Origin of the sequence: Bradyrhizobium icense (assembly GCF_001693385.1) — a bacterium.
Classification (GTDB): domain Bacteria; phylum Pseudomonadota; class Alphaproteobacteria; order Rhizobiales; family Xanthobacteraceae; genus Bradyrhizobium; species Bradyrhizobium icense.
On record NZ_CP016428.1, the window covers coordinates 3,760,289 to 3,784,311 of the forward strand.

Genomic DNA, 24,023 nt, shown 5'->3' on the forward strand with positions numbered 1-24,023 from the left:
GCGCGGGCAAGCCGTCAGCGGCTGAGGGAGAAGGCCGAAGCGATATTGAAGATGCGGGTCATCATCATGGTGGCCGGGGAAATAACACACACGGGTTGAGGTATCAACAAAGCCACCGGCTCGTCAGTTTCCCATCGCGCGCCAGGCGTTCGAGGCGAACTGCCGCCGCCAGGTCACAATGACGACGAGCGCGGTCGTCAGCAGCAACACCCAGGGGCTGACGAACCAGCCGAGATAACCGAGCGCGAAGAAGAACGCGCGCTGGCCACGGTTGAAATGCCTCCCCGCCGCCTCGAACAGGCGTGTCGTGCGCATCACATGGGCTTCGGCCTCCGCCGTGTCGCGCTGCGAGGAGGGCGGCATCGCGCCGAGCAGGATCGCGACATAGTTGAACAGGCGATACGACCAGGCGAATTTGAAGAAGGCGTAGATGAAGATCAGGATCAGCCCGACGCATTTGATCTCCCACAGCGCGGGCGAGGGGGTGAGATCGACCGGCAACTCGCGAAGCACGGCCAAGGCGTCGTTGGTGGCGCGCAACAGCGCCAGCCCACCGCCAATCGCGATCAGGCTGGTGGAGGCGAAGAAGGCCGTGCCGTTCTGCAGCGAGGCCATGATCTGCATGTCGACCATCCGCGCCTCGCGGTCGAGCATGTTGCGCACCCAGACCTCGCGATAGGCGTTCATGCGCGCCGACAGGCTGCTGCGGCCGTAAGCCGTGTGCTCGAGCGTGAAGCCATAGGCCAGCCATTCGACGATGAAGAACGCGACGGCGGCGATATCGACCCAATAGGCGCCCATGTGGCGGCATCCCCAGTGATGGCTTGTGCGATCGTGATGTACAGGTTGGACGTGTGCGGTGCACTATGGCAATATGCCGGTCGCAACAGGATTTCCCCGCAAATGTTGAAATTGGTCATCGGCAACAAGAACTATTCATCATGGTCGATGCGGCCATGGCTGGCGCTGCGCGCCAATGACATCCCCTTTGAGGAGGTGTTCATCCCGCTCTACACCAACGACAAGGCCGACAAGGACCGGATCGTGAACTTTTCGGATTCGGGCAAAGTGCCGGCGCTGATCGACGGCGACGTGACGGTGTGGGATTCGCTCGCGATCATCGAGTATCTCGCCGAGAAATATCCGCAGGCGAAGCTGTGGCCGGAAGAGCGCGCCCGCCGGGCGCATGCGCGTTCGATTTCGGCGGAAATGCATTCGGGCTTCATGCCGCTGCGCAACGAATGCGGCATGAACCTGCACCGTCCAGTCGGCGCGGTCGATCTGTCGGACGATGCACGCGCCAACGTGGCGCGCATTCAGGAGATCTGGTCCGATTGTCATCGCCGTTACGGCAAGGACGGACCGTTCCTGTTCGGTGCGCTCTGCGGGGCAGACGCGATGTTTGCGCCGGTGGTGCATCGCTTTCGCACCTATGCGATTGAGGTGAGGGGCGAGGCGAAACACTATTTCGATGCAATGATGTCGTTGCCGGCATTCCAGGAATGGACCCGCGCCGGCCTTGCCGAAACGCTCGTGATCGAACGGTTCGAGACGGTGTGACCAGGGACCGGGCCGGCGGCGCTGCGGCTCCCCGGCCTGCGACACTCCATTCAACCTGCCGCCGGACTGTCCGATTTTGGGAAAGACGGCTTCGACGCTGGGCCTGCGGATTCCTGGGAACTCCGAGGATTAACGCTTATCGCCCTGAAAAACATGCGGAATTTGCGCATTTGCCATGCCTCAATGCCGCTGGCCTTTGGGCGATGGCCTGTGCTAGGTTGCCGCAGGGTTCTCAAGTCGGCCGAAAGCTAGCGGGACCGTGAGCGCGGCCGGCGTTCTTGCGTGATGGAGAGGGCGTTGAAGCATAAGTACTCCGTTGGAGAGACTGTCTATTTTACTGCCAGCAATGTTGCCCGTCCGGCCGCCAGCGGCACCTATGAGGTGATCCGGCTGTTGCCGACCGATGGCGACGACTGCCAGTATCGCATCAAAAGCTCGACCGAAGCTTTCGAACGGGTCGCCAAGGAAAGCCAGCTCGCGATTTCCTGAAACAGTTGTGTGCAAGCAGCCGGCTGACGGAGTTCCCTTCGAAGCGCCGTCAAAAGGCCCCGTTCGCAGAACCATTCTGCCGAAATGCGAATGCGACAAAGGCGCATTCGTGTTTCGATCGCGTTTGATGCTGCGTTAAGGGACACCGCGCATGAACTGGGCCTGGGCTGCTTCGCTGGATCAGATCTGGCGCTCGCCGAATCTTCCGTTGTACCTGACACTAGCCACCGCCGGCTTTGTCGGGATGATCGTTCTGATCACGCTGCTGCGCTCGGAGAGATCCGTAGCCAACGGCGTGCTGGCGCTCATCACGCTGCTTGCGATCGGCGTCGCGGGAGCCGTGACCTTCCGTGGCTTCGGCACGGCAAATGCGGTTCAGTCAGCGGATGCTCCTCGCCCGGTTTTGACGGCCACCGCTGCATTGCCGCAGCTTTCCTGTATCGACGAGCTTGCCGGTGATGCCGTGCTGGCCGCATGCGAGAAGGTACTGTTCGGTTCGGCCGAGTCGGTGGCGGCGGCGGTCGCCTACGCCGCCTCGCAGATCACGCTGTTGACTTCGCTCGGCGATGTCGCCACCGCGAACAAGGGCGCCGGTTCCGACCTGCTGGCGCTGCGCCGCGCCGTCGAGCGCGACCGTTACGGGTTGATGGCCTATGTGCTGATGGCGCGCGACCGTTGTACGCCAGCGGCCTGCCCCGCGTTCCGGTCGCTGAGCGAGACGCGCCAGATCGCGGCCAACATGGAAGATCGGGTCTACGAAAGCCTCGTCATGCGCCACTCGTCGTCGTGGAACGCGCCGGCGCAGGCCGCGGCGGGTCTGGTCGCGGCGTTGCCGCCTTCCATGCCCACAGGGAAGCCGACCAACGCCGAATTCCCAACCTCAGCCTCCACTCCGCCCGTCAGTATCATGACGCCCGAGCCGCCGGCGAAGCCGTCGCCACCGGCCATTGCTGCGCCGGCATCGCCAGCCGCGTCTCGCCCGGCCGCGGCGCCGCCGCCGGCACCATCAGCGTCACCCTCACCGGCATTGGCCGCCTCCAAGAAGCCGCCAGCGCCACCGAAACGGCCAGCCACCGCGGCACCAGTCCAGCTTGCGCCGTCGGCTTCGGGGACTGCCGACAACGAGCAGTGATCTCCACGAGGAGCGATCTTTTCAAAGCGCGCCTGGGCCGCTACATCGGCGGGATCATGCCGCTTCACCTCATCAAGCTCGCCGTTGGCTGCGAGTCGGTCAAAGAACTCAAAGGGTGGGTTGCCGAACGCATGGCAACCGCCAAGAAAAAGGGTCTGCCGCTTCGTCACGTCCACATCACGCGGATGACGCCGAAGCGCGACGGCGAAATCCTCGCCGGCGGCTCGCTCTACTGGGTAATCAAGGGTGAAATCGCCGCGCGCGAAAAGATCATCGCGATCGAGCCGTTCCGCGACAAGGACGGTATCGGGCGGTGCCGCCTGGTGATGCAGCCCAAGGTGTTTGCAGTCTCGCCACGGCCGATGCGCCCGTTCCAGGGCTGGCGCTATTTGACCGAGGACGCAGCACCCCCGGACCTCACCAAATCCTCCGCCGCCAGCGTCGCCGCGATGCCGGAACCGATGCGGCGCGAATTGCGCGATCTGGGGCTGCTCTGATTGGGCCTCCGGCTACGTCCTAGACGCCGATGTTGTCGATCAGGCGGGTCGTGCCGAGCTTGGCGGCGACGAGGATCCGCACCGGTCCGTCCTTGATCGATGCGATCGGCGCCAGCGTCGCGGCGTGACGGGCCTCGAAATAGTCCAGCGCGAAGCCGGCGGCCGTGATCAGCCCGCGGCCGGCCTCCATCGCGGCCTCTAACTCCTCGCCGGCCTTCAGCCGCTTGGCGCTTTCCTTCATGGCGCGATAGAGCGTCGGTGCCGTCTGGCGTTCCTCGGCCGAGAGGTAGACGTTGCGCGAGGACATCGCGAGCCCGTCGCGTTCCCGCACGGTGCGCGAGCCGATCACCTTGACGCCGAGGTCGAGATCGGCGGCCATCTGCGTCACCACCCGCAGTTGCTGGAAGTCCTTCTCGCCGAAGATCGCGACGTCCGGCCGGACCTGCGTGAACAGCTTGCCAACCACGGTGGCGACGCCGCCAAAGAAATGCGGGCGGAAACGATCCTCGAGCCCGGCGGTAGCCGGACCTTCGGGCACGATCCTTGTGGCGAAGCCGTCCGGGTACATCGCCTTGACGTCCGGATTCCAGACCAGGTCGACCTTCTCGGCGGTGAGTTTGGCGAGGTCGGCCTTCCAGGTGCGCGGGTATGAGCCGAAATCCTCCGTCGGCGCGAACTGCGTCGGGTTAACGAAGATCGAGACGACGACTTTCTGTGCGCGGCGCCTGGCGAGGCGGACCAGCGACAAGTGTCCGTCATGAAGCGCACCCATGGTCGGTACCAGCGCGACGGCTGCCTTGCGGGCGCGCAAGGCCTCGACGGCGCGGCGCAATGCGGGAACGTTACGGACGACCATGGGACTTCGCGACATCTTGCCTCGATCTCTTGCAGCTTGTGACGGGGTGAGGGGGCCGGTGGCCCCGATACTTTCGGCGGGCGCGCCGACCTTATAAGGCCAGAGCTTTGCCGCCAAGTTCACTCGGGAATGGCAAGCCTGCGGCAGCTCAACGCAAAGCTGGATGTGTGCGCCTCGTTCGTTGAAAAGGCTGCGAGCCGATCGCTGCAACGGAACGAAATCAGCACCATCGGATTCATGATTAAGACACACCGCAAGCGAATTGAATGCGTCGTCACGCATTTCACTTGACCGCAGCCGCGCTGTGATTTGAAGATATCGTGCGGGGGTTGAATCAATGTTGCTTCAGGCGAGTCAGGGTCAATTCGGTTCGGCGCATGTCGTCGTGCTCGGCAACGAGAAGGGCGGTTCCGGAAAATCCACCACCGCCCTGCACATTGCTGTTGCCCTGATGAAGGCCGGGCAGCGCGTCGCCACCATCGACCTTGACTGCCGCCAACAGAGTTTCACCCGCTACATCGCCAACCGAAGCGCGTGGGCACGCCGCACCGGTCTCGATCTCGAAATCCCCGTGCACTATTGCATCAAGCTCGGCGAGACGATGCAGATCGCCGACAATGAAAACTCCGAGTTCCAGCAGTTCGCGGCGGCGGTCGGCACGGTCGAACGCGCCTTCGATTTCATCGTCATCGACACGCCCGGTTCGGACTCCTATCTGATGCGGCTGGCGCATTCGATGGCCGATACGCTGGTGACCCCGATCAACGACAGCTTCCTCGATTTCGACGTCCTCGGCACCGTCGATCCCGCGACTTATTCCGTGACCGGCGAGAGCCACTACGCGGAGATGGTCCGCGATGTCAGGCGCAAGCGCCGCCAGCTCGACGGCGCCACCACCGATTGGATCGTGGTGCGCAACCGCCTGTCGATGATCGGATCGCGAAACAAGCAGCTCGTCGCCGACAGCCTGAAGGACCTTTCGCTGCGGCTCGGCTTCCGTTCCATCGACGGGTTTGCCGAGCGGGTGGTCTACCGCGAATTCTTCCCGCGCGGCCTGACGGCGCTCGACGACATCGACGAAGCCACGCTCGGTACGCGGCCCAGCATGGGCCATGTTACGGCGCGTGAGGAGGTGACCAGCCTGTTGCGCCAGCTCAAGCTGCCGCTCGACGAGCGCGGCCGCCGCCGGGCCGCCAACCGCGCCGAATGGTTCACCCAGGTCGACAAGCCGCTCGAAGTCCACGACATCATTGGCGACATCCTCAGTGCCTGACCGCCAATCGGCCGCTTTGCCGGCCTATCGCGGCTGGATAACCGTCATTTTGAACGGACCGCTGTGAGCGGCGGCATGCGCGACCGCCTCGTTGGCGCGGTCGAGACCGAACGCGGTAATCTCAAAATGATCGAGATTGACCAGGCCGGCGCGGATCAGGCCGGTCATCAGCACGGTCGCATGCGGCGGGTACATCCATTGCCCCTGCACGGTGATGCAGTTTCGCATCATCCAGGGGTAGGGGAGGTCGAGGCCGGCGCCGCCGAGCATGCCGACGCCGCCCATGAGCGCCACCCGCCCGTAAGGCCGCACCGCCATGATGGCGGTTCGCGCCTGCACCGCGTTGGCCGCCGGCGGGAGGATGTCGAGTACGCAGTCGATCGGGCCAGGCGCCGCCTGCAGGATGTTGGCGCGATCCTCGGCCTCGTGGCCGCGCATCGGCACGGTCCGGACGCGGGCACCGAACCGCCCTGTCAGCTCAGCCAGCGCCTGCTCGTTCCGCCCAGTCGCGACCACGCACTGCGCGCCCATCCCCAACGCCACGGCGACGGCGGCGCTGCCGAAGCTGCCGGTGGCGCCGTTGACCAGCGCGATCTCTCCGGCTTGCAGTTGTGCGGCGAGGAAGCCGCCGAAAGGTACGAGCAGGGTGCCGAGCGCACACCAGCGGATTGCATCCTTCTCGTCGATGGCGCCGATCGGAACCGCGTTTTCCGTCGGCACGCGCATCTGCTCGGCCCAGGCGCCGTTGTGGAAATACCGTTGCAGGTGCAGCCCGCCCTCGCTGCCGGCGGTGAGGCCCTGCAGGGCAATGTCGGGCGATAGCGCATTGTCGCGCGAACGCACGGTCGGATCGCAATAGACCCAATCGCCGGGCCGAAGGCGGGTCGCGTCAGGACCGGTGGCACGGACACGGCCGATTGCGCCGGGGCCGGGCACCACGGGGAGTTCCAGCATGTATTTTCGCTGACCGCCGAGGACCTCGTTGGCGTAGGCCAGGACGCGGCTCGCCATGACGTCGACAATAACCTCGCCGGTGCCGAGCAGCGGATCGGGGAGGGTCTCGATCGCAAGCGGCGATCCGAACGCGTTCAGAACGGCAGCCTTCATGGGGCCTCCTCATTTCGAGAAGCCGCATTCTCGCAGGCTTCATTGCCTCAGCAAGACCTGGTATTATCCTAGGATTAGCGGGCCCTTCCCTGCGGACGCGAAGCGCATGGCGGAACCAGGAACGAATTCGAGACAAAGCGAACTCGGCGACTTCCTGCGGTCGCGGCGGCAGAAGCTGACGCCGAAGGCGGTCGGTCTGTCCGGCGGCCGGCGGCGCCGCACGCCCGGCCTGCGGCGGGAGGAAGTGGCCGAGCTCGCCGGTATCGGCGTCGACTGGTACATCCGCCTCGAGCAGGGACGGTCCGTCAGCCCTTCGGCAGCAACGATCGATGCACTGGCGCGCGCGCTGCGGCTAACCAGGGCCGAACACCGGCATCTGAGGGAGCTGACTCAAAATGCCGATCGGCGTGCCTTTGTCCGCGAGGCCGTTCCACCCGCGGTCCGCCGCACAGTCGAGCAGATCAACCTGCCGGCCTATGTTACCGGCCGGCGCTGGGACATCCTCGACTGGAATGCGGCGGCCGACGAAATCTTTGCGTTCAGCCGGCTCGCCGAAGCCGACCGCAACAGCCTGCTCTCGGTATTGACCAATCCCGCAACCAGGCGGCTGTTCGGCGCATCATGGGCAGATGAGGCCCAGCGCATGGTCGCCCAGTTCAGGGCGACGCATGATCTGTGGGCCGGCGATCCGGCCTTTCGCGACCTGCTGACGCGCCTTCGCGAAGGCTGTCCGGAATTCACTGGCTGGTGGGAGGCACACGACGTCAGCGGTGTCGCGGCAGGACGAAAATCCTTGACCCATCCCAAAAAGGGCCGGCTCAAACTGGAGTATGCGAGTTTCCAGGCCAACGACGACCCGGCCTTGAAGCTCGTCATTTACACGACGGCTTAAAACTCTTGTCGCCGGTATTTTTATACTCTCCCGCAAGTTCCCGGGAACCTGTGGTGCAGTATCCCGTTTTCATTAGGGTTTTATCGGATGCTCGAACCGAAGCTTGAAAGGAGGCGTCATAGTAAAAAGGCCGAATTTGTGGGAACCGAGCGGCTGCACAATGGATAAGTGCGTCGCACAATGATCAGGCGGTCAATACACAACATTTGGCCTTTATGTCACGCCATCGTGACATATATCATCGACAAGGGACCGAAAGAGTCTCAGACAGGGATGGCCCCTAGCGGGGCGCGAGGACGAATATGAGACGTGGAATTCTCGTTCTGCTTTCACTCTCCGTGCTGGCCGCAGTCGCGTATTTCACCGCGAGCAAGTGGGCGATCCGGCACGAGACAATCGCGTTTCATGATCCCGACCGTGACAATCGTCTGGTAGCGGTCAGCATTGCCGTTCGCCGCGACAAGGAAACGCAGGCCAATACCGGCTTGAGCACGCTGCCGGTTGCGATCCTCAATCACGGCAACACCGTCAAGAACACTGAGTACTCGTTCCTGTCGAACGTGTTCGCTTGGCGTGGTTATCTCGCGATCAGCCCGCAGCACGATCTGCCGACCGATCCGCCGATGGTGACCAAGATCGGTGAACCCTATGTCGGTCGACTGCCGCAGATTCAGCGCGGCGTCGCCAACATCCAGTTCGCCATCCACGAAATGAAGAAGCTCCAGCCCAACGCTGACTATGACAAGGTGACCATGGTTGGCCATTCGATGGGCGGTGACATCTCGATGTATTTCGCCAAGCAGTATCCCGACGAGATCAAGAAGGTCGTGACGCTGGATAATCTGCGGGTGCCGTTCCTGACCGACGGTAAGTTCAAGATCCTGTCGTTCCGCTCCAAGGACACGCAGTTCAAGCCGGACCCCGGCGTCGTGCCCGACGACGAGCAGTGCGAGCAGGCCGGCATCACCGTCGTAAACACCGGCTTCCAGCATAACGACATGCGCGACACCGGGCCTGATGCAGCCAAATCCTCGATCCAGTCGATGCTCGACAGGTTCCTCGAGGAATCCGACAAGAGCGGCGCGCTCAAGCCCGTGCCGACCAAGGTGCCCGACGTTCTCTCCAGCAGCCCCGGACCGGTGCCGCTTTCGACCCCGTTGGCCAGCAATCCGACGCCGAAGAACAAGCCGGTCACGAACTAGGCGACCGCCCGTCATCGTACATTGCGGCTGCGTCATGTCCGGCGCATTGACCGGTGCCGGATGTCGTCCCACATAGAGCCTGCTGCTTACCAGCGAGCGCTCATGGCCAGCGAACCCATCAAACCGAAATCGGCAGGCGATGTTGCATCGGCAAAGGCCGAGGCGCACAAGCGCGGCCCGTTGCCGGAGACCAGGCCATCGGCGTCGGAAGACATTGCAGCCTTCGTGGCGAAAGCGCGTGCGATGTCGCCGCACAGTCCGGGCGCCAGGGGAAGGCTGGTGTTTGCGCTCGACGCCACGATGAGTCGGCAGCCGACCTGGGACATGGCCTGTTCGTTGCAGGCTGACATGTTTCGCGAGGCGGCCGCTCTCGGCAGCCTCGATATCAGGCTGGTCTACTATCGCGGATTCAACGAATGCCGCGCCACGGGCTGGATCTCCGATTCAGCGCAGCTCGCGCGGCTGATGGGCAAGATCGATTGCCAGGGCGGCAACACCCAGATCGGCAAGGTGCTATCGGAGGCGCGCCGCGAGGCGGTGGCGTCCGGCGTACGCGCTTTGGTCTTCGTCGGCGACGCGATGGAGGAGTCGGTCGACGATCTCTGCGCCAAGGCCGGCGAACTCGGCCTGCTCAAGGTGCCCGTGTTCATGTTCCAGGAAGGCCACGATCCGACCGCCGAGCACGCGTTCCGGGAGATTGCGCGGCTCACCGGCGGCGCATGGTGCAGGTTCGACCCCGGCGCCGCGGCGCAGTTGCGCGAGCTCCTGCGCGCCGCCGCGGCCTACGCCGCCGGCGGGCGCGAAGCGCTGCTGCGACTGTCGAAAACCACAAGCGGCGCGGCCGCACTGATCGGCCAGATGAAATGATTACGACTTTGGTTGCCACTGGGCCGAGCGCCATGCTTTTCGGCGCCAGTGCCGCTATATTAGAGCCATGGCAACCCTGATTGCCGGCGTCGTCGCCGTTGTCGTCCTGTACTTGCTGCTGCAGATGTTTCGTGCAGCCAACCCGGTCGCGCTCGCGCGCGCGATCAAGATCGTGGGCGGCGTGGTGGCGCTGGCGGTCGCAGCTTTCACCGGGCTGCGCGGCGAGCTTGCGGTGGCAATTCCGCTCGGCATCTTCGGCGCCGGCCTGCTCGGCTGGTCGCCGTTCGGGCCGGGCGGCTTCAGCAATATCGGCGGGATCTTCGGCGGCGGCGCGCAGCGTTCGTCGGGGCAGGCCTCGCGCGTCCGCTCGCAATTTCTCGATATGAGTCTCGATCACGACAGCGGAGAATTGTCGGGGCGGATCGTGGACGGGCCGAATGCCGGGCGTTCGCTCGGCGAGTTCGACCTGCCGCAATTGATCGCGATGATACCGGCCTTCGACGCCGAGAGCGTCGCCTTACTTGAAAGCTATCTTGACCGCCGGTTTCCCGCTTGGCGTCAGAACGCGCAAGGCGACGCGGCAGGGGGGCAGCGCCGCACGGCGGCGAGCGGAAAAATGACGGACGAGGAAGCCTATCAGATCCTTGGCTTGCAGCCGGGGGCGGGGCGTGACGACATCAGCCGGGCGCACCGCGCCCTGATGAAGAAACTGCATCCCGACCAGGGGGGCTCGACGTACCTCGCTGCCCGCGTAAACGAGGCCAAGGATACTCTTCTTCGCACGCATCTCTAGCTAACTCCGGCTCACGCCACCGACGCTACAAACCGCGAGTTGCTTGCCTGCCATTCTCTGACTGGCGCCCCATATCGCCCGCCGTTGTCCGGCGTGGTCGATCCTTCGTTCCAGGGAAACCTAGCCGTAAATTCTTGACGAGAAGTTTTCGCTGGCCGCCTTCGGCGTCATCTCGCGCGAGTCGTCGCGACTGTGTTTGGAAAACAACAAAGCCGGCGCTTGCGGCGCCGGCCTTTGCGAACGTCAACGAAACGTCCGGATCAGTTGCGAACGGTCATGCAGGAAATGTCGGCGCGCTTGAGGGTCTTGCATACCGCTTCGGCCTGATCGCGATCGAGACCGGCGAAGCGGGCCCGGTAGAGCGTGCGGTTGTCCTTGGCGACGACCGTCTCGGTGAAGGGATCGGCCTTGTTGAGCAGGGCGCTGGCCTTGGTGCGGGCGAGATCGATCCGCTGCTTGGCTTCGCTTTCGCTTTCGAGCGCGCCGACCTGGACGATCCAGCCGGTGCGAACCACCGCCGGTGCGGCCGGCTTGACGGCGCTGTTCTGCTGCGCGGCCGGCGGCTGGCCGTGGGGCGCCGGATCGGCGTAGGCCAGCGCCTGCGAGTGCGGGGCTTGCGAAGGGGCCTGTGTCAGGCTGGAAGCGGGCAATACGCCGAGCACGCCTTGTCCGGTACCGTGATTGGCCGGCTGCGGCGGCATCGCGACCCTGGCGGCTTCGGCCTTGGTCTCCGCAGCCTTTGCGACGACGGCGCTGGAGGTCTCGGCGACCTCAGGGCGGGCCGGAATAGCGTTGGTGATCGGCGGCGCCGCGGGCTGCGAGGGGCTGGCTGAAGCGAGCTTCATCGGCCCGGCCTTGACCTGAACCGTCTTGACCTTGACTGGCTTCATCGGCTCGGCCGAGCCGGGGATCGCCGAGATCGGCTGGGTCTGGATGACGCCGTTGGTCAATGGTGCAGGTTCGGGCCTGGCTTGCTGCTCGAACTTGTTCTGCTCGACCTTGGCGGGCGGCGGGGGCAGAGCCGCAGCGGCCGCCGCCATCAGCGACGGCTTGGCCGGCGCGATCGAGCGGGTTGCCGGCATGGCGGCGAGTCCCGGTTCGGCGGCGGCGAGGGCGCCGCCGGACTGAGCGGTCTCGGCCGGACGCGAAACGGTCTCGGCTGCGGCGACATCGACGGTGCCGTCGGTCGGATTGCGCTCGGTGATCGCGGCGACGGTACGCCTGGTCGCGCCCTTCTCGAGGTTTTCGGCCAGCAGGTTGCGCATGGTGGCGTCGCGCGAACCGCCGCTGCGGCCGCCCAGCACCACGCCGATCAGGTGGCGGTTGCCGCGGCGCATCGAGCTTACGAGGTTGAAGCCGGAGGCACGGGTGTAACCGGTCTTGATGCCATCGACGCCTTCGACATTGCCGAGCAGGCGATTGTGATTGCGGATCGACTGGCCGCGATAATTGAACACCGAGGTCGCGAAGTAGCGGTAGTAGCGCGGAAAGCGATCCTGGATGGCGCGGCCGAGGGTCGCCTGATCGCGCGCGGTGGTCAGTTGCTCGTCGTTGGGCAGGCCGGAGGCGTTGCGATAGGTGGTTTTGCTCATGCCGAGCGCGCGCGCCTTGCGCGTCATCAGCCTGGCGAATTCGGCTTCATTGCCGGCAATGGCCTCGGCGACCACGACGGCGGCGTCATTGGCGGAACGCGTCACCAGGCCCTTGATGGCGTCCTCGACCTTCAGGGTCTGGCCCGGGCGCAGGCCGAGCTTCGTCGGCGCCTGCTCGGAGGCGTGCTCGGACACGTCCATTTCGGTGTCGAGCTTCATCTTGCCGGATTCCAGGCGCTCGAACAGGAGATAAAGCGTCATGATCTTGGTCAGCGACGCCGGGCGCCGGATACCGTCGGGATTATTGGAACTGAGCACCGCACCGGAATTGCCATCGACGATGATCGAGGAGAATTGCGGGCTGTAGCTTTCGCGTGCGACGTGATGGTGACGACGGTGCTTGTTACGGCGCGCTTCGGCGCTCTCGCTCGAGATCAGTATTGCTGTCGTGAAGGTAATGAGTCCGAGGGCGCACACTCGCAACGCGCGCGAGGAAGCCAAGGTTGTACGAAGCATTTACTTCCCCGTCCCAATTTCTGTCTTGATCACCGGCTCGTGAGGCAAAATTGTGCCCACCAGCCGCTGACATTTCCCCGTTCGAAGTGCCGGTCCGGCCATGATGCGAGGCTGGAATGGCCGATCAGGTCGCTGTTCTAGCTAAGATGCTGGTCACAAACAGCTTTCAGGCTGTCTGTCGGAAGGCGAACAAGTCCAGGAATCAGGTTAGGCGGAGCGAGTTTCCAAAAGATTAATTAACCGTTGCGTAAGACCCCGGGATTCTCCGCTAAATGATCGTATTTGTGCGTCGCACAAAATTTCTTGACTTTTTTGTGCGATGCACATATAGGACCGTTGGTCAGGGGAGCCGGGACTTCCCGGCAATCGGAACGTTCAGTCTGGGAAAGGACTCCATGATGGTCAAAATTGAAGACATTCAGAACTACGGCAAAGAGCATCTCGAATCGGTTGCAGCTTCCGCAACCAACCTGCAGAGCGGCGTTCAGGCGATCGCCACCGCCTACGGCGACTACGCAAAGAAGTCATTCGAAGACACCAAGTCGTTTGTCGAAAAGCTCTCCGGCGTGAAGTCGCTGGACAAGGCGCTCGAAGCCCAGACCGAATTTGCGCGTTCTTCCTACGAGACCTTTGTCGCGGAGTCGCAGAAGATCGCGGGCCTTTACACCGATCTCGCCAAGCAGACCTTCAAGCCGTACGAAGGCCTGGTCGCGAAGTTCACCCCGGCCGCGCACTAATTCGCAACTCCCTATTTCGAAAATAAAAAGCCCGGCCGTAACGGCCGGGCTTTTTCTTTCCGCCTCGATGGAGGCGCTTATTTCGCGACGCGCAGCTTGGCCAGCGACTGGCCGATCGAGTTGAACACCGACACGGTCTGGTCGGCCGACTTGATGTGATAGAACTTGTCCGTACCGCTGGCGCAGTTCTTGAGCACGGTAGACTCGGCATCCCCGCCGGTATTGACCTGGACGGTGTAGATCGTGATGTCGGCCGCCTTGGCGTTTTCGCACAGGATCTTCTGGCGAGCATCGATCTGCGACGCGTTCGAATACCAGCGGTTCTGCGTGTTCAGACCGTCCGACAGCAGGACGATGGCCTCCTTGTAGGTATAGTTCGCGGTATCCTTGGCTGGGGCATTGAACGGCACGCCGTGGCCAAGCGTCAACCAGCCCCAAGCCAGTCCGATGCCCTGGTTGGTATTGCCGGTCGGTTGCAATTTATCGATCTCCGACTTGAGCGTGGCCCAGTCGTAGCTCAGCGGCACGATCTTTCCGACATAGGGCGTGTTGCCCGTCTTGCAATATTGCTCGTTGATGGTCCCGTCCCATTTTTTGTAACATATTCTTCCGCCACAACCATCGTGGGCGTGTTGGTTGAGGTCGGTGTCGTGTTCTTGGTGTCGTAGTCTTGCGTGCGGTCGGTGACGCAGCCGGTCCACTTGGTCTTATCCGGCGTCCAGACTTTACCGGCGCTCTCGCAGGAGCTCTTGCTCGTCTTGCTAGCCTGGCTGCACGTCCCCCAGGTCGGGTTCTGGTCGCTCCAGAAACCCCAGTCGATCCAGGTCTCGTCTTTGTAGCTGGTGCCGAGGTTGACGTCCTTGGCGAAGGGAACCATGGAGATGTAGATGTCGCCCGGGTTCTTTGCCAGCTTGCTCAACTGATCGACCAGACTCTTGGCGGCCGTCTGCATGGCCCCCATCTTGCCGCTCGATGACATCGATCCCGTCACGTCGAGCACCATCGCGACGCGCATGCGCACGTTGCCCCAGGCCGAGGTGGAACTGGTATTGAAGCCGAGCGTCGGGAAACCGGCGACCCGCATGAGAGTGGTATCCACGGCGCCGGAGCCGTTGATCAGGATGGTCGAGCCGTTGCCGGAGGTTTGGGTATAGCTTGCCGTGATCGTGATCGATTTGGCTTCCGGGTTGGTAAAGAGGGCCTTGAAATACGCATCTGCCTTCGCCGAGATTTGCGAGGTTGTGATGGTACCCTCGGTCAGGTCCTTCGCCAGCATCAGCGCAGTGGAATCGAGGGCGGCCTGCATCGAGGAGCGGGCGCTGTTGGCGCGGGTGTAATCAACTGCTGCGCCGACGAAAGAGATGATCGGGAGTACCGCGATCCCGAACAGGATCGCGATGTTGCCCTCATTGGCGCCGACGAACCGGCTGGCAGCCGTGCGAAAGCGACGGAATACGACTGTATCGAGCATGGCCTCACCGCAAATGTGATTTTCTACGGGCATTTCCGCCCGGGCCGCTAAACAGGCGGTAAACCGGTTCCGCTAAAAACGGGTCAAAGCCGGTGTACCGCCAGACCGGTCGGCAAAAGACCCCGGTATGCTCAACGGCGGCTAAACGGCAGTCGCGATCCTTTGTCAAATCCGGCAGAAACGATTAACCTTGCTCCGGATAGCCGAGCCGGGAATCGGGCCGGTCGCGGGACGTGGCAGGGCAACATCAATGCGCTTGCGGCGATCCGGCGGCGGACCCATATTCCAGATGCCGATCCACCTAACGGGTCGGACCGGGAGCGGCGATCTGGAATAAGCGTTACTGGATACCAGGCGGTGGCTGACGTCAGAGTCGATCGCGTGTGGGCCAGGATGCGCTCTCCGGTCATCCCTTTTGGAATTTTCGAACGCCTGAGCCATGTTGCAGCCAACCTTCAAAGCCTGTCCGTCCGTGCCGGCAAAGTCATCTTCTGCTCCCAGAATGAGCAATGACGAGAACCGCAACGCCGGAACCGGCGGACCATCAACGTCGGTCATCACCAAGGTCAAGCCGAAGACCAAGCGTCCGAACCTCTATCGCGTCCTTATCCTGAACGACGACTACACGCCGATGGAGTTCGTCGTTCATGTGCTGGAGAAGTTCTTCCAGAAGGATGCCGAAGCGGCCACCAAGATCATGCTCCATGTCCATCACCACGGGATCGGTGAGTGCGGCGTGTTCACCTACGAGATTGCCGAGACCAAGGTCACGCAGGTGATGGACTTTGCGCGCAAGCACCAGCACCCACTGCAATGTGTGATGGAAAAAAAATAGCCGCGCGTGGCTCCCGATCCGGCCGGAAATAAGGAACGGGTTTGCATTGATCGGTGTTGTCGGACGCCGACCGTATTCCCGGTAGTTTTTCGGGAGGCGGAGGTCGCGTGCCGCAGCCGTGGTGCCGCGAATTTAGAGGAAAACCACGCTTGCGGAACCGGTCTTTCGCCACGATCGTATGTAACTATATGACACTATGTGACAGGGGATGACGAAGGTTGTTGTTGCCTCACCGGGTAATGGCGATCATGATGACCGGGGGCCATAGAGGACGCGAATGCCAACTTTTTCCCAAAGCCTTGAACAATCCCTGCATCGTGCATTGGCGATTGCAAACGAGCGCCATCACCAATATGCGACGCTCGAACATCTTCTGCTGTCGCTGATCGATGACTCGGATGCGGCTGCGGTGATGCGCGCCTGCAGCGTCGATCTCGACAAGCTGCGCACCAGCCTCGTCAATTATCTCGAGACCGAATTCGAGAATCTCGTGACTGATGGCGCCGACGACGCCAAGCCTACCGCCGGCTTCCAGCGCGTGATCCAGCGCGCGGTGATACATGTCCAGTCTTCAGGCCGCGAGGAAGTCACCGGCGCCAACGTGCTGATCGCGATTTTCGCGGAGCGCGAAAGTCACGCCGCCTATTTCCTGCAGGAGCAGGACATGACGCGGTACGACGCGGTCAACTACATCAGCCACGGCATCGCCAAGCGGCCGGGCGTCTCCGAAGCACGCCCCGTGCGCGGCGTCGACGAGGAGACCGAGACCAAGGGCAACGAGGACGCCAAGAAGAAGGGCGAGGCGCTCGAGACCTATTGCGTCAACCTCAACAAGAAGGCGCGGGACGGCAAGATCGATCCGGTGATCGGACGCAATGCCGAGATCAACCGTGCCATCCAGGTGTTGTGCCGCCGGCAGAAGAACAACCCGCTGTTCGTGGGCGAGGCCGGCGTCGGCAAGACCGCGATTGCGGAAGGGCTCGCCAAGCGCATCGTTGATTCCGAAGTGCCGGAAGTGCTGGCCGCCGCCACCGTGTTCTCGCTCGACATGGGCACGCTGCTCGCCGGCACCCGCTACCGCGGCGATTTCGAGGAACGGTTGAAGCAGGTGTTGAAGGAACTGGAGGCGCATCCGAACGCCATCCTGTTCATCGATGAAATCCACACCGTGATCGGTGCCGGCGCCACTTCCGGCGGTGCGATGGACGCGTCCAACCTGCTGAAGCCGGCGCTGGCTTCCGGCACGATCCGCTGCATGGGGTCGACGACCTACAAGGAATACCGTCAGCATTTCGAGAAGGACCGCGCGCTGGTGCGCCGGTTCCAGAAGATCGACGTCAACGAGCCGACGGTGGAAGACGCGATTGCGATCCTGAAGGGGTTGAAGCCCTACTTCGAGGATTACCACCGGCTGAAATACACCAACGAGGCGATCGAGGCGGCCGTGCAATTGTCGTCGCGCTACATCCACGACCGCAAGCTGCCGGACAAGGCGATCGACGTGATCGACGAGTCGGGCGCGGCGCAGATGCTGGTTGCCGAGAACCGGCGCAAGAAGACGATCGGCATCAAGGAAATCGAGACCACCATCGCGACCATGGCGCGGATTCCGCCCAAGAGCGTGTCAAAGAACGATGCCGAGGTGCTGAAGCATCTCGAGCAGACGCTGAAGCGCGTGGTGTTCGGCCAGGACAAGGCGATCGAGTCGCTGTCCGCCTCGATCAAGCTGGCGCGCGCCGGCCTGCGCGAGCCGGAGAAGCCGATCGGTTCATACCTGTTCTCGGGGCCGACCGGCGTCGGCAAGACCGAAGTGGCAAAGCAGCTCGCGGCCTCGCTCGGCGTCGAGCTGCTGCGCTTCGACATGTCCGAATACATGGAGCGGCACACGGTGTCGCGCCTGATCGGCGCGCCTCCCGGCTATGTCGGCTTCGACCAGGGCGGCCTTCTGACCGATGGCGTGGACCAGCATCCGCATTGCGTGGTGCTGCTCGACGAAATCGAGAAGGCGCATCCGGATCTCTACAACGTGCTGCTGCAGATCATGGACCATGGCCGGCTGACCGATCACAACGGCAAGCAGGTTAATTTCCGCAACGTGATCCTGATCATGACCACCAATGCGGGCGCCGCCGACCTCGCGCGGCAGGCCTTCGGCTTCACGCGCAACAAGCGGGAAGGCGACGACCATGAGGCGATCAACCGGCAGTTCGCCCCGGAATTCCGCAACCGGCTGGACGCGATCGTCTCGTTCGCCCATCTCAACGCCGATGTCATCGGCATGGTGGTCGAGAAGTTCGTGCTGCAGCTCGAAGCGCAGCTTGCCGATCGCGACGTCACCATCGAACTGTCCGAGCCCGCCAAGGCCTGGCTGATCGAGCATGGCTATGACGAGCAGATGGGGGCGCGGCCGATGGCCCGCGTAATCCAGGAGCACATCAAGAAGCCGTTGGCGGACGAGGTGTTGTTCGGCCAGCTCAAGGGCGGCGGCCATGTCCGCGTCGTGCTGGTCAAGGACGCCGAGGGCAAGGACAAGATCGGCTTCGAGTTTGTCGAGGGTCCGGTCACGCCGAAGCCGGAGAAGCTGCCTGGCGCGCGCAAGCGCAGGCCGAAATCAGGCGGCCCCAACGGCGGCGGCGGCTCCAAGGGCCCGGCTTCGAAGGGCCCGCTGGTCAAGGTCTGATCGCGGTTCGACCGAGAGACGCGGCGAGAGAATGCAAAAAAGGCCGGCTCGACAGCCGGCCTTTTTCTGTAGCGCATTGCTCTTCAGCGCTCGCCGAGCAACTCGTCGATCCGGCGCTGGAGCTGCCGCTTCTTGATCTCGCTTCTGCGCAGCCGCTCTCCGAGATCGGAAACCGGCTCGGCCGGGCTTTCCGCCCTGAATGCGACGCCGACGAAATTGTCACGCCACCAGATCACCCTGGCGAGGAAGGAGCGGCCCTTGCGCGCGATGCGCAGCGAGAGCTGCTCCTTCGGCAACTGCACGTCGTTGCTGAATTCGATGGTCGCGCCGTGATCGGAAATATTGCGGACGATGCATTCGCGCGTCGCGCCGCGGTCGCCGATCTCGGCGACGCCGCCATACATCACCTTGTCGCGCACGCTCTCGCGCCGGTCCTGCATTGAAAGTCTCCCAAAAAGTGCGGAGACTTTTACCCTGCTTTGTTGCCCATAAAAGTCCGGCCGCCGCAAAATGCGGCGTTAACGTAAATTAACGACGGTTCCGACGGCGGGATTTCGGAGCAATTGCAACGCAAAAAAGGCGGCGCGCAGCGGAGGGGCGGCGGATCCACCGGCAAGCCATGATCGTTTGACTAACGTTTTCACCGCAATGCGCATTCCCGGATTGCAAACTGCCATGCAAAGAGGTCGGTTTCTTCGCGCCCTATGGTGCACGTTGTCGCTCTTGTCCTCATTTGCGCATGCCTTCGCGGAGGACGCGGGTGAGGCTACCCGGTCGAGCGCGACAGCCAGCCCAAAACCGGCCACTGCGCGCGAGAGCGAGGCGCGCGAGGCGATGTGCCTGATGATCGAGTCGGCAGCCAGGGCGTCGGACCTGCCGCTGGAGTTCTTCGCGCGCGTGATCTGGCAGGAGAGCCGATTTCAGCCCGATGCGGTGGGGCCGGTGACGCGGAGCGGTGCGCGGGCACAGGGAATTGCGCAGTTCATGCCGGGTACGGCGAACGAACGTGGCCTGCTTGACCCTTTCAGTCCCGTGCAGGCGCTGCCCAAATCGGCCGAGTTTCTCGACGAGTTGCGCCAGCAATTCGGCAATCTCGGGCTGGCAGCGGCAGCGTACAATGCCGGTCCGCGGCGCGTGCAGGAATGGCTGGCCGGCACCGGCGGGATGCCGCAGGAAACCCGCAACTACGTGATCGCCATCACCGGCTCGACGGTGGAGGAGTGGGCCGCGGCGGGACGAAGCGGCAAGATGCCGGGGCTAGCCCGGACCTCGAACTGCCGCGAATTGATGGCGCTCTTGAAACAGGCGCCCAATCCCTTTGTCGCCGGGCTGGAGCAGCGCGTGAAGCTCGCCGCCGCGAAGGTGTGGGGCGTGCAGCTCGCCGCCGGCTTTTCCCGCGACAAGGCGCTTGCGATGTATGGGCGCGCGGTCTCGCGGCTTTCGAGCGTGATCGGCAATCGCGACCCCAGCATTCTCGCCTCGCGCCTGCGCAGCCGCGGCCCGGCGACGTTCTACCAAGTGCGATTTGGCGCCGACACACGCGGCGAGGCCGACGACCTCTGCAACCGCATCCGCAAGGTGGGCGGGGCGTGCTTTGTGCTAAGGAACAGGGGCGTGCCGGGGTGAGGGGAATTGCGCCGCGAGATCGCTGACACACATTCAGTTGTCGTCACCCGCGAAGGCGGGTGACCCAGTATTCCAGAGGCAACAGTGATTGGACGGATAGGCCGCGGCGTACTGGATCCCCGCCTTCGCGGGGATGACAGCAGTGTGTGTGGTGCTATTTCAGCGTCATTGCGAGCCATCCGGCGGCGCTCCGCGCCGACCGGGTGGCTCGCAATGACGGGTGGCCGTCCTGCATAACTGCTTTGAATCCTGCGTTGCTTGACGGGGCTCTCTTTCACCAGCCCTATGCCTGCGACTTCAATCCTCATCCCAATCACCCGTGCCTCTACCTCCGCTCTCTTCTCCCCAATGGAAAAGCCCCATCCGCGCCTTCGCGTGGGGGATGAGTTCGGTCGCGTCCATTGTGCTGACGCTGGTGCTGTTTGCGACCTATCTGGGCATCGGGGCGCTGGCTCATGACAGCCATTTCAGTCTCGGCTGGGTGCTCGGCTCTACGCTGCTGGTCTGGGCGGGGCCGGCGCAGATCATCCTGATCTCGACGCTCGGCTCCGGCGCGACCGCGGTGCAGGCGGCGATTGCGGTGACGGTGAGCGCGATCCGGCTGTTTCCGATGGTGGTGTCGGTGCTGCCGCTGATGAAGACACCCAAGACCAGGCGCCGCCACCTCGTGTTGGCGACGCATTTCATCGCCGTGACGCTGTGGGTCGAATGCTATCGGCTGTTGCCAAAAGTGCCGCGCGAGCGGCGGATTGCGTTCACGCACGGGCTCGGCTGCGGCCTTGTCACCGTATGCATGATCGCAACTACGCTCGGCTACGAGCTTGCCGCCAAGCTGCCGCCGCTGTTTGCCGCGGCGATCCTGCTGCTGACGCCGCTGGCGTTCCTGCTGTCGACGGCACGCAACTGCAGGCAGATATCGGATGTGCTGGCGCTGGTGCTGGGGCTTTCGTTGTTTCCGCTGGTGTCGATGCTGCATACCGGCGTCGATATCCTGATCAGCGGCATCACCGTCGGCAGCATTGCCTACGGCGTGCACTGGTGGCGGGAGAGGGCGCGCGCATGAGCGAATTTTTCGGCAACCCGCACGCGCTGTTGGTCCTCGTGCTTGCAGGTTTCCTGCCCAACGAGATCTGGCGCATGGCCGGGCTGTGGTTCGGCGCCGGTGTCGACGAGGGCTCGGAAGTCCTGGTGTGGGTGCGGGCGGTGGCGACCGCGATCCTCGCCGGCGTCATCGCGCAAATCCTGGTGCAGCCGCCGGGCGCGCTGGCCGGCGTGCCGGACTGGCTGCGCTATGGCGCGGTCGCTACCGGCTTTGCGGTGTTCATGCTGACGCGACGCTCGATCTTTGCCGGCGTGGTCTCTGGCGAGATCATCCTTCTGGCCGGCAAATGGTGGCTCGGTTGATTGCGTGGCCCATAATCCGGTACTGTCCCGCACGCAAGAAAAGTTGCAGGCGATCGGTGCCCATCTCACTGGATTAGGCAATGGCTCAGGACACCAAACTGCGCGAGGGCGAAGTTACCGTCGATATGCCGCCGGCCCGCGATGCCGGGCTGGTGTTCATCGGCCGCATCCGCACGCCCTGGAAGTCGCGGCTGGAAACGCCGCGGCAGGGCCGCCACGATGGCCCGGTCTGCCGGCTCGAGATTTTCGAGCCCTGGGTGCCCGCGATCAAGGGCGTCGACTTCTATGAAAATCTCGAAGTGATCTATTGGCTGCATCACTCGCGCCGCGATCTCGTGCTGCAGAGCCCGAAGAACAACCGGAAAACCCGCGGCACCTTCTCGCTGCGCTCGCCGGTACGGCCCAATCCGATCGGCACCTCGATCGTGAAATTCGTCGCCGTGGAGGGTAACACGATCCTGGTGCGCGGCCTCGACTGTCTCGACGAGACGCCGCTGCTGGACGTCAAGCCGGACCGCTGCGAGTTCTCGCCGCTGGCACAGCCGAAGGGCGGGGATTTCGAGACGGAGTAGGTTTCGCCCCGTCATTGCGAGGAACGAAAGCGACGAAGCAATCCATTTCTCGGCTTACGGCGCGCTGGATTGCTTCGTGGAGCCTGTCATCGGAGCGGCGCTTCGCGCCGGCCCGTTGGCTCGCAATGACTGTGGATGCTACCCCAGCGCCGCCATCAGCTTGGTCGCGTTGTCCTCCAGCACCTTGACATCTTCCTTGCGGCTTGCGGGCGGCAGTAGCGCCACGCCATCGTGGCGCGGCATCACATGCATGTGCAAATGAAACACGACCTGCCCGCCAGCGGGCTCGTTGAATTGCTGCACGGTGATGCCGTCCGCCTTGAAGGCCTTCATCGCGGCGGCGGCGATTTTGTGGGCGGCGCGCGCGACGTGGGCGTAATCGTCGGGCGTGATATCGAGGATGTTGCGGGCAGGGACCTTGGGGATCACCAGCGTATGGCCGGGCGAACGCGGCATGATGTCGAGGAAGGCCATCACATGGTCGTCCTCATAAACCTTGTGGCAGGGAAACTCGCCGCGCAGGATTTTTGCGAAGGGGTTGTTGGTATCATAGGCGGGCATGGTTTCTTCCCTCAAGTTTGGTCTCAATCTCACGTCGCTGGCACAACCGGTCAAGCCTCGTCCGCGGCCTTGCGGAACGGGCCAGCCTCGGTCAACTCGCGTCCGACCTCCGCCACATAGGCCCGTTCGCGCTTCAGATAGTCGGCGATTGCGCGGCGCAGGTCGGGGTCGGCGATGAAGTGCGCGGAGTAAGTCGTTTGCGGCAGGTAGCCGCGGGCCAGCTTGTGTTCGCCTTGCGCGCCGGCCTCGACGACTTTCAGGCCGCGCTGGATCGCAAAATCAATCGCCTGATAGTAGCAGATCTCGAAATGCAGGAACGGGTGATGCTCGAGCGCGCCCCAATTACGGCCGAACAGCGTGTCCGCTCCGATGAAATTGATGGCACCCGCGATCCAGCGCCCGTTTCGTTTGGCCATCACCAGGAGCACGTCGCCGCTCATGCTCTCGCCGACCAGCGTGAAGAATTTTCGCGTGAGGTAGGGGCGGCCCCATTTGCGCGAGCCCGTCTCCATGTAGAACGAGAAGAACGCATCCCAGGCTTGCTCGGTGATATCGGCTCCGGTCAGGTGGTGGATCGTAATTCCGGCGGCGACCGCCTCGCGCCGCTCGCGCTTGATTGCCTTGCGGTGGCGCGAATTCAGCGAGGTGAGAAAATCCTCGAATGTCCCATAGCCCTCATTGTGCCAGTGAAACTGCTGGTCGTTCCGCTGCAGGAAGCCATGCTGACGCAACAACTTCGCTTCCGCCTCGCGGGCAAAGGTCACATGTACGGAGGAGGCATTGGTCGCGTTGCACAGCGCCATCAGCCCGCGCGCCAGCACCGAGCCGATCTGTTCGCGGTCGACGCCGTCGCGGATCAACAGCCGGGGGCCGGTGGCAGGCGTAAAGGGAACCGAGACCTGCAGTTTCGGATAATAACGTCCGCCGGCGCGCTCATAGGCATCGGCCCAGCCGCGGTCGAAGACATATTCGCCTTGCGAATGTGTCTTCAGATAGCAGGGCACGATGCCGACGATCTCGCCATTGAGCCGTGCCAAAAGGTGTCGCGGACCCCAGCCGGTGCGAGCGCAGGCCGAACCAGAGGCTTCCGCTGCGGCAAAAAAAGCATGAGAAACGAATGGGTTATAGGCCGGCTTTGCAGCGGCGCAGGAGCCATTCCGCGCAGCCAGCGTGTCCAAGTCGAGGCCGTTCGGATCGCCCGCCGGATTGGCGCAGGCGTCCCAGTCCGCAGCCTTGACGTCGCTGACGGAGGGAACGGCTTCGAGGGTGATTTCGGATGACGCCATCTAGAAATTCAAACCGGTCCCATCATGCGATCAGCCATCGCCCATGTGACCAACGCCTTGCAAAGATCGTGCATC

General features: G+C 63.3%; 25 protein-coding genes. 16 read left to right on the plus strand and 9 right to left on the minus strand.

The window, feature by feature from the left end:
• Positions 1 to 123: 123 nt before the first annotated feature.
• Positions 124 to 801, minus strand: a complete 678-nt coding sequence (locus tag LMTR13_RS17685) for a DUF599 domain-containing protein (RefSeq protein WP_065728958.1) — start codon at positions 799 to 801, stop codon at positions 124 to 126.
• Positions 802 to 903: 102 nt separating this feature from the next.
• On the opposite strand from LMTR13_RS17685, the gene LMTR13_RS17690 reads away from it, so the two are divergent.
• The 4 genes from LMTR13_RS17690 to LMTR13_RS17705 all read left to right on the plus strand — a co-directional run bounded on the left by LMTR13_RS17690 (position 904) and on the right by LMTR13_RS17705 (position 3,678).
• Positions 904 to 1,560 (plus strand): glutathione S-transferase family protein, encoded by a 657-nt coding sequence (locus tag LMTR13_RS17690; RefSeq protein ID WP_065728959.1) that lies wholly within the window; start codon positions 904 to 906, stop codon positions 1,558 to 1,560.
• A gap of 285 nt (positions 1,561 to 1,845) precedes the next feature.
• On the plus strand, positions 1,846 to 2,049 hold the full coding sequence (locus tag LMTR13_RS17695) for a hypothetical protein (protein WP_108517906.1): 204 nt from the start codon (positions 1,846 to 1,848) through the stop codon (positions 2,047 to 2,049).
• A gap of 151 nt (positions 2,050 to 2,200) precedes the next feature.
• Positions 2,201 to 3,181, plus strand: a complete 981-nt coding sequence (locus LMTR13_RS17700; RefSeq protein ID WP_065728960.1) for a hypothetical protein — start codon at positions 2,201 to 2,203, stop codon at positions 3,179 to 3,181.
• A 56-nt stretch (positions 3,182 to 3,237) separates the two neighbouring features.
• On the plus strand, positions 3,238 to 3,678 hold the full coding sequence (locus LMTR13_RS17705) for a DUF1489 family protein (RefSeq protein WP_057848543.1): 441 nt from the start codon (positions 3,238 to 3,240) through the stop codon (positions 3,676 to 3,678).
• A 19-nt stretch (positions 3,679 to 3,697) separates the two neighbouring features.
• Here the strand turns inward: LMTR13_RS17705 and panC are convergent, their stop codons facing one another.
• Positions 3,698 to 4,549 (minus strand): pantoate--beta-alanine ligase, encoded by an 852-nt coding sequence (panC, locus tag LMTR13_RS17710; RefSeq protein ID WP_065728961.1) that lies wholly within the window; start codon positions 4,547 to 4,549, stop codon positions 3,698 to 3,700.
• 322 nt (positions 4,550 to 4,871) lie between these two features.
• Between panC and LMTR13_RS17715 the strand changes: the two genes are divergently transcribed.
• The gene (locus tag LMTR13_RS17715) at positions 4,872 to 5,807 is read left to right on the plus strand and encodes a division plane positioning ATPase MipZ (RefSeq protein WP_065728962.1); all 936 of its coding nucleotides are present in this window, start codon (positions 4,872 to 4,874) and stop codon (positions 5,805 to 5,807) included.
• Between the two features lie 24 nt (positions 5,808 to 5,831).
• Here the strand turns inward: LMTR13_RS17715 and LMTR13_RS17720 are convergent, their stop codons facing one another.
• Entirely contained in the window at positions 5,832 to 6,914 is a 1,083-nt protein-coding gene (locus LMTR13_RS17720; protein WP_065728963.1) for an alcohol dehydrogenase catalytic domain-containing protein, read from the minus strand.
• A 106-nt stretch (positions 6,915 to 7,020) separates the two neighbouring features.
• Between LMTR13_RS17720 and LMTR13_RS17725 the strand changes: the two genes are divergently transcribed.
• The 4 genes from LMTR13_RS17725 to LMTR13_RS17740 all read left to right on the plus strand — a co-directional run bounded on the left by LMTR13_RS17725 (position 7,021) and on the right by LMTR13_RS17740 (position 10,668).
• Positions 7,021 to 7,806 (plus strand): helix-turn-helix transcriptional regulator, encoded by a 786-nt coding sequence (locus LMTR13_RS17725; protein WP_065728964.1) that lies wholly within the window; start codon positions 7,021 to 7,023, stop codon positions 7,804 to 7,806.
• Positions 7,807 to 8,108: 302 nt separating this feature from the next.
• Entirely contained in the window at positions 8,109 to 9,008 is a 900-nt protein-coding gene (locus LMTR13_RS17730) for an alpha/beta fold hydrolase (RefSeq protein ID WP_065728965.1), read from the plus strand.
• Positions 9,009 to 9,110: 102 nt separating this feature from the next.
• Complete coding sequence (locus LMTR13_RS17735) at positions 9,111 to 9,875, plus strand: vWA domain-containing protein (RefSeq protein WP_065728966.1); 765 nt, start codon at positions 9,111 to 9,113, stop codon at positions 9,873 to 9,875.
• Positions 9,876 to 9,942: 67 nt separating this feature from the next.
• Positions 9,943 to 10,668 carry a DnaJ domain-containing protein gene (locus LMTR13_RS17740; RefSeq protein WP_065728967.1) on the plus strand — a complete coding sequence of 242 codons (726 nt, stop codon included), beginning with the start codon at positions 9,943 to 9,945 and terminating at the stop codon, positions 10,666 to 10,668.
• Between the two features lie 260 nt (positions 10,669 to 10,928).
• Here the strand turns inward: LMTR13_RS17740 and LMTR13_RS17745 are convergent, their stop codons facing one another.
• On the minus strand, positions 10,929 to 12,776 hold the full coding sequence (locus tag LMTR13_RS17745) for a D-alanyl-D-alanine carboxypeptidase (protein ID WP_065728968.1): 1,848 nt from the start codon (positions 12,774 to 12,776) through the stop codon (positions 10,929 to 10,931).
• Positions 12,777 to 13,174: 398 nt separating this feature from the next.
• Here LMTR13_RS17745 and LMTR13_RS17750 point away from each other — a divergent pair, with 398 nt between their 5' ends.
• Positions 13,175 to 13,513: a phasin family protein gene (locus tag LMTR13_RS17750; protein ID WP_065732772.1), complete on the plus strand. Its 339-nt coding sequence runs from the start codon at positions 13,175 to 13,177 to the stop codon at positions 13,511 to 13,513.
• 77 nt (positions 13,514 to 13,590) lie between these two features.
• Here the strand turns inward: LMTR13_RS17750 and LMTR13_RS42575 are convergent, their stop codons facing one another.
• Together LMTR13_RS42575 and LMTR13_RS17755 are read right to left on the minus strand one after the other, a co-directional pair.
• Entirely contained in the window at positions 13,591 to 14,040 is a 450-nt protein-coding gene (locus LMTR13_RS42575) for a vWA domain-containing protein (protein ID WP_236843425.1), read from the minus strand.
• The gene (locus tag LMTR13_RS17755) at positions 14,031 to 14,984 is read right to left on the minus strand and encodes a TadE/TadG family type IV pilus assembly protein (RefSeq protein ID WP_236843426.1); all 954 of its coding nucleotides are present in this window, start codon (positions 14,982 to 14,984) and stop codon (positions 14,031 to 14,033) included. The genes LMTR13_RS42575 and LMTR13_RS17755 overlap by 10 nt, the downstream gene beginning before the upstream one ends.
• A gap of 502 nt (positions 14,985 to 15,486) precedes the next feature.
• On the opposite strand from LMTR13_RS17755, the gene clpS reads away from it, so the two are divergent.
• Together clpS and clpA are read left to right on the plus strand one after the other, a co-directional pair.
• The gene (gene clpS, locus LMTR13_RS17760) at positions 15,487 to 15,819 is read left to right on the plus strand and encodes an ATP-dependent Clp protease adapter ClpS (RefSeq protein WP_028345585.1); all 333 of its coding nucleotides are present in this window, start codon (positions 15,487 to 15,489) and stop codon (positions 15,817 to 15,819) included.
• Between the two features lie 277 nt (positions 15,820 to 16,096).
• The gene (gene clpA, locus LMTR13_RS17765; protein WP_065728969.1) at positions 16,097 to 18,499 is read left to right on the plus strand and encodes an ATP-dependent Clp protease ATP-binding subunit ClpA; all 2,403 of its coding nucleotides are present in this window, start codon (positions 16,097 to 16,099) and stop codon (positions 18,497 to 18,499) included.
• Positions 18,500 to 18,582: 83 nt separating this feature from the next.
• Here the strand turns inward: clpA and LMTR13_RS17770 are convergent, their stop codons facing one another.
• Complete coding sequence (locus LMTR13_RS17770; RefSeq protein ID WP_065728970.1) at positions 18,583 to 18,939, minus strand: PilZ domain-containing protein; 357 nt, start codon at positions 18,937 to 18,939, stop codon at positions 18,583 to 18,585.
• Positions 18,940 to 19,174: 235 nt separating this feature from the next.
• Between LMTR13_RS17770 and LMTR13_RS17775 the strand changes: the two genes are divergently transcribed.
• The 4 genes from LMTR13_RS17775 (at position 19,175) to tsaA (ending at position 22,101) form a co-directional block, all read left to right on the plus strand.
• Positions 19,175 to 20,125, plus strand: coding sequence for a transglycosylase SLT domain-containing protein (locus LMTR13_RS17775; protein WP_156795665.1), 951 nt, complete (start codon positions 19,175 to 19,177; stop codon positions 20,123 to 20,125).
• A gap of 319 nt (positions 20,126 to 20,444) precedes the next feature.
• The gene (locus LMTR13_RS17780; RefSeq protein WP_065728972.1) at positions 20,445 to 21,188 is read left to right on the plus strand and encodes an AzlC family ABC transporter permease; all 744 of its coding nucleotides are present in this window, start codon (positions 20,445 to 20,447) and stop codon (positions 21,186 to 21,188) included.
• A complete protein-coding gene (locus LMTR13_RS17785) occupies positions 21,185 to 21,529 on the plus strand; it encodes an AzlD domain-containing protein (RefSeq protein ID WP_065732773.1) in 345 nt (114 codons plus the stop codon). The genes LMTR13_RS17780 and LMTR13_RS17785 overlap by 4 nt, the downstream gene beginning before the upstream one ends.
• Positions 21,530 to 21,609: 80 nt before the next feature.
• Positions 21,610 to 22,101, plus strand: coding sequence for a tRNA (N6-threonylcarbamoyladenosine(37)-N6)-methyltransferase TrmO (gene tsaA, locus LMTR13_RS17790; protein WP_065728973.1), 492 nt, complete (start codon positions 21,610 to 21,612; stop codon positions 22,099 to 22,101).
• A gap of 138 nt (positions 22,102 to 22,239) precedes the next feature.
• Here the strand turns inward: tsaA and LMTR13_RS17795 are convergent, their stop codons facing one another.
• Both LMTR13_RS17795 and LMTR13_RS17800 read right to left on the minus strand, forming a co-directional pair.
• Entirely contained in the window at positions 22,240 to 22,662 is a 423-nt protein-coding gene (locus LMTR13_RS17795; protein ID WP_065728974.1) for an HIT domain-containing protein, read from the minus strand.
• Positions 22,663 to 22,712: 50 nt separating this feature from the next.
• Positions 22,713 to 23,948, minus strand: a complete 1,236-nt coding sequence (locus LMTR13_RS17800; protein WP_065728975.1) for a GNAT family N-acetyltransferase — start codon at positions 23,946 to 23,948, stop codon at positions 22,713 to 22,715.
• Between the last annotated feature and the right edge of the window lie 75 nt (positions 23,949 to 24,023).

Excerpts from the sequence above, each read along its gene's own strand:
- LMTR13_RS17750 (WP_065732772.1), top strand. The coding sequence starts at position 13,175 with ATGGTCAAAATTGAAGACATTCAGAACTACGGCAAAGAGCATCTCGAA.
- LMTR13_RS17700 (WP_065728960.1), top strand. The coding sequence starts at position 2,201 with ATGAACTGGGCCTGGGCTGCTTCGCTGGATCAGATCTGGCGCTCGCCG.
- tsaA (WP_065728973.1), top strand. The coding sequence starts at position 21,610 with ATGGCTCAGGACACCAAACTGCGCGAGGGCGAAGTTACCGTCGATATG.
- clpS (WP_028345585.1), top strand. The coding sequence starts at position 15,487 with ATGAGCAATGACGAGAACCGCAACGCCGGAACCGGCGGACCATCAACG.
- LMTR13_RS17775 (WP_156795665.1), top strand. The coding sequence starts at position 19,175 with ATGCAAAGAGGTCGGTTTCTTCGCGCCCTATGGTGCACGTTGTCGCTC.
- LMTR13_RS17685 (WP_065728958.1), bottom strand. The coding sequence starts at position 801 with ATGGGCGCCTATTGGGTCGATATCGCCGCCGTCGCGTTCTTCATCGTC.
- LMTR13_RS17795 (WP_065728974.1), bottom strand. The coding sequence starts at position 22,662 with ATGCCCGCCTATGATACCAACAACCCCTTCGCAAAAATCCTGCGCGGC.
- LMTR13_RS17695 (WP_108517906.1), top strand. The coding sequence starts at position 1,846 with ATGGAGAGGGCGTTGAAGCATAAGTACTCCGTTGGAGAGACTGTCTAT.
- LMTR13_RS17745 (WP_065728968.1), bottom strand. The coding sequence starts at position 12,776 with ATGCTTCGTACAACCTTGGCTTCCTCGCGCGCGTTGCGAGTGTGCGCC.
- LMTR13_RS17785 (WP_065732773.1), top strand. The coding sequence starts at position 21,185 with ATGAGCGAATTTTTCGGCAACCCGCACGCGCTGTTGGTCCTCGTGCTT.
- panC (WP_065728961.1), bottom strand. The coding sequence starts at position 4,549 with ATGTCGCGAAGTCCCATGGTCGTCCGTAACGTTCCCGCATTGCGCCGC.
- LMTR13_RS17690 (WP_065728959.1), top strand. The coding sequence starts at position 904 with ATGTTGAAATTGGTCATCGGCAACAAGAACTATTCATCATGGTCGATG.
- LMTR13_RS17740 (WP_065728967.1), top strand. The coding sequence starts at position 9,943 with ATGGCAACCCTGATTGCCGGCGTCGTCGCCGTTGTCGTCCTGTACTTG.
- LMTR13_RS17705 (WP_057848543.1), top strand. The coding sequence starts at position 3,238 with ATGCCGCTTCACCTCATCAAGCTCGCCGTTGGCTGCGAGTCGGTCAAA.
- LMTR13_RS17725 (WP_065728964.1), top strand. The coding sequence starts at position 7,021 with ATGGCGGAACCAGGAACGAATTCGAGACAAAGCGAACTCGGCGACTTC.
- LMTR13_RS17720 (WP_065728963.1), bottom strand. The coding sequence starts at position 6,914 with ATGAAGGCTGCCGTTCTGAACGCGTTCGGATCGCCGCTTGCGATCGAG.
- LMTR13_RS17755 (WP_236843426.1), bottom strand. The coding sequence starts at position 14,984 with ATGCTCGATACAGTCGTATTCCGTCGCTTTCGCACGGCTGCCAGCCGG.
- LMTR13_RS17770 (WP_065728970.1), bottom strand. The coding sequence starts at position 18,939 with ATGCAGGACCGGCGCGAGAGCGTGCGCGACAAGGTGATGTATGGCGGC.
- LMTR13_RS17735 (WP_065728966.1), top strand. The coding sequence starts at position 9,111 with ATGGCCAGCGAACCCATCAAACCGAAATCGGCAGGCGATGTTGCATCG.
- LMTR13_RS17730 (WP_065728965.1), top strand. The coding sequence starts at position 8,109 with ATGAGACGTGGAATTCTCGTTCTGCTTTCACTCTCCGTGCTGGCCGCA.
- clpA (WP_065728969.1), top strand. The coding sequence starts at position 16,097 with ATGCCAACTTTTTCCCAAAGCCTTGAACAATCCCTGCATCGTGCATTG.
- LMTR13_RS17715 (WP_065728962.1), top strand. The coding sequence starts at position 4,872 with ATGTTGCTTCAGGCGAGTCAGGGTCAATTCGGTTCGGCGCATGTCGTC.
- LMTR13_RS17800 (WP_065728975.1), bottom strand. The coding sequence starts at position 23,948 with ATGGCGTCATCCGAAATCACCCTCGAAGCCGTTCCCTCCGTCAGCGAC.